Source organism: Allobosea sp. 01N443 (assembly GCF_056399325.1).
On sequence record NZ_JBFTRC010000366.1, the window covers coordinates 1 to 1,954 of the forward strand.

The following is a 1,954-nucleotide window of genomic DNA, read 5'->3' on the forward strand; positions in this document are numbered from 1 at the left end:
TGGCAAAATCGGCGTCCGAGCCCCTGAAGCAGTACTCGCTGCGAAGATCGCCAGTTCAGCGATCGGTACGAGGTATTCAACTCTTCGCACGATAAATTATGCAGCCGAGGGTGAATGGCGCTGGCGCAATGACCGCGGAGCTCTCTTGGGGGAGGCGAAACTCAGCGCTGCGATTCCGAGACACGGCTCTCCGTCCAACGCTGGCGCATAATCCGAAGCACCGAGGCTTCCGCCTCCAAAAAACAGATCGATTTCTTGCAGTTTTTATCTATTGTAGTCTCTAGGTCATACAATTTGCCTAGAGCCGCTGCGAGCGCCCTTAAAGCTGATCGTTTTTCTTCTTCATCTCATCCAGTTTATCGATGATTTCAATAATTCTCACCATAAGATCGTCGTGGGTTTGCGCAGATGGTTGCTGCGCAAATGCCGCGAATGGTCATGGGATCGGTTCCTGATTTGGCGTGGGGAAACGCAGCCGCCGCGGGCGATCAGCAGTCTAACGCCGGACGGAACCGCCGAGAAGGCAGGTACGTTTCATTTGCGTGCTGGCCACGCCTACGGCGGGGTCTCCGCCCGCCCTTCGAATGAGCCTCACCCCATCATCTTTATAAGCTGCAGGCTTTCGATCTCTGCCTTAAGCTTGGCGACGGCAGCCTCCCCCCGAATACTCTTGACGCCCCTCCTTTCGCGATCAAGCGCGCCCGGGATTCCGTCGAGAAGCTCCGCTCGCAGTGGTTCCGGCAACAAGGGCCCTTCCCGCTCGGTCTCGACCACGGTCGACTTTCGGTGCGACCACCGACGCCTTCGTCCGTCCGGCCAAGTGAGGAGCGCGAAGAACAGAAGCCGGACTATGCGACTGCCGGCTTCCTGAGTGTGATGTTGCCGGAGCGTCGCGGTAATCGCCTGCCCGACTACGGCTCCGGAAAAGCCACTCGTCGTCACGCGCGCTTTTTTGGGCCAAGGCGTAAGCGCCTCTCGGGGGGCTCCGTGAGTTCAAACGGCATCAGCGATTGATTCTGCTGAACGACAAGGGGGATTCGGAGAAACTCTGACCGCAGCAGCATCAAACGCGCCACAACGTCCAAAATGGCTCTATGCGCGCGGAACTACGCCGCTGCTCGATGGGTTTGCGCTAATTAATCCAGCGCGCAAGGACGGCTTCCATGGAAATTAGGATCGGCTATCGGATCGAGATCGTCACCTATCAGCCGACGCCCGCCTTGCTGCTTCTCGACCCCCCACCCCAGCCGCGATGGCGACCTGGTGACGACGCCCAAGACAGCCGTCAGGTCCCTGAACGACGGCAGCAACGTGCCGACCGCCAAATATGCGGACGGGTTCGGCAACCGTCGCCGGCGCCTGGTTGTGCCCCCGGGAGGCGTCGAATTCACCAGCGACATGATCATCCGAGATTCTGGCGAGGTCGATTACGTCGACCAAAACGCGCAGGAGGTCTTCGCCGGGGACCTACCGTCCGAGGTCTTGGAATACGTGTTATCGAGCCGCTATTGCGAGGTTGACGAGCTCTCGGCAACTGCATGGAGCCTCTTTGGGAACTGCGCCCCGGGTTGGAATCGGGTCCAGCAGATCTGCAACTACGTCAATGCTCAGATTCGCTTCGACTACCAGTCAGCCCGCGGCACTCGTACGGCGGTGCAGGCCATGACGGAACGGGTCGGGGTCTGCCGTGACTTCACTCACCTGGCGGCCGCGCTGTGTCGCTGCATGAACATCCCCGCACGCTACTGCAACGGCTACCTGGGCGACATCGGCGTGCCGCGTGATCCGGCGCCAATGGATTACAACTCCTGGTTCGAGGCGTATCTCGACGGCGGCGAGTGGTTCACCTTCGATGCCCGGCACAATATGCCCCGCATCGGTCGCATCCTGGTGGGCAGGGGCCGGGACGCCGCCGACATCCCGATGATCCACACGTTCGGCCCGCACATTCTCC

2 protein-coding genes are annotated in these 1,954 nt (G+C 60.2%); one reads left to right on the forward strand and one right to left on the reverse strand.

Annotated features, from left to right (window positions below; translation table 11 throughout):
- Positions 1 to 591 precede the first annotated feature (591 nt).
- A complete protein-coding gene (locus AC1DRP_RS36350) occupies positions 592 to 774 on the reverse strand; it encodes a hypothetical protein (RefSeq protein ID WP_441508780.1) in 183 nt (60 codons plus the stop codon).
- A 489-nt stretch (positions 775 to 1,263) separates the two neighbouring features.
- On the opposite strand from AC1DRP_RS36350, the gene AC1DRP_RS36355 reads away from it, so the two are divergent.
- Positions 1,264 to 1,954 (forward strand): transglutaminase-like domain-containing protein (locus AC1DRP_RS36355; RefSeq protein ID WP_476771111.1); only part of this gene is annotated, 691 nt, incomplete at its 3' end.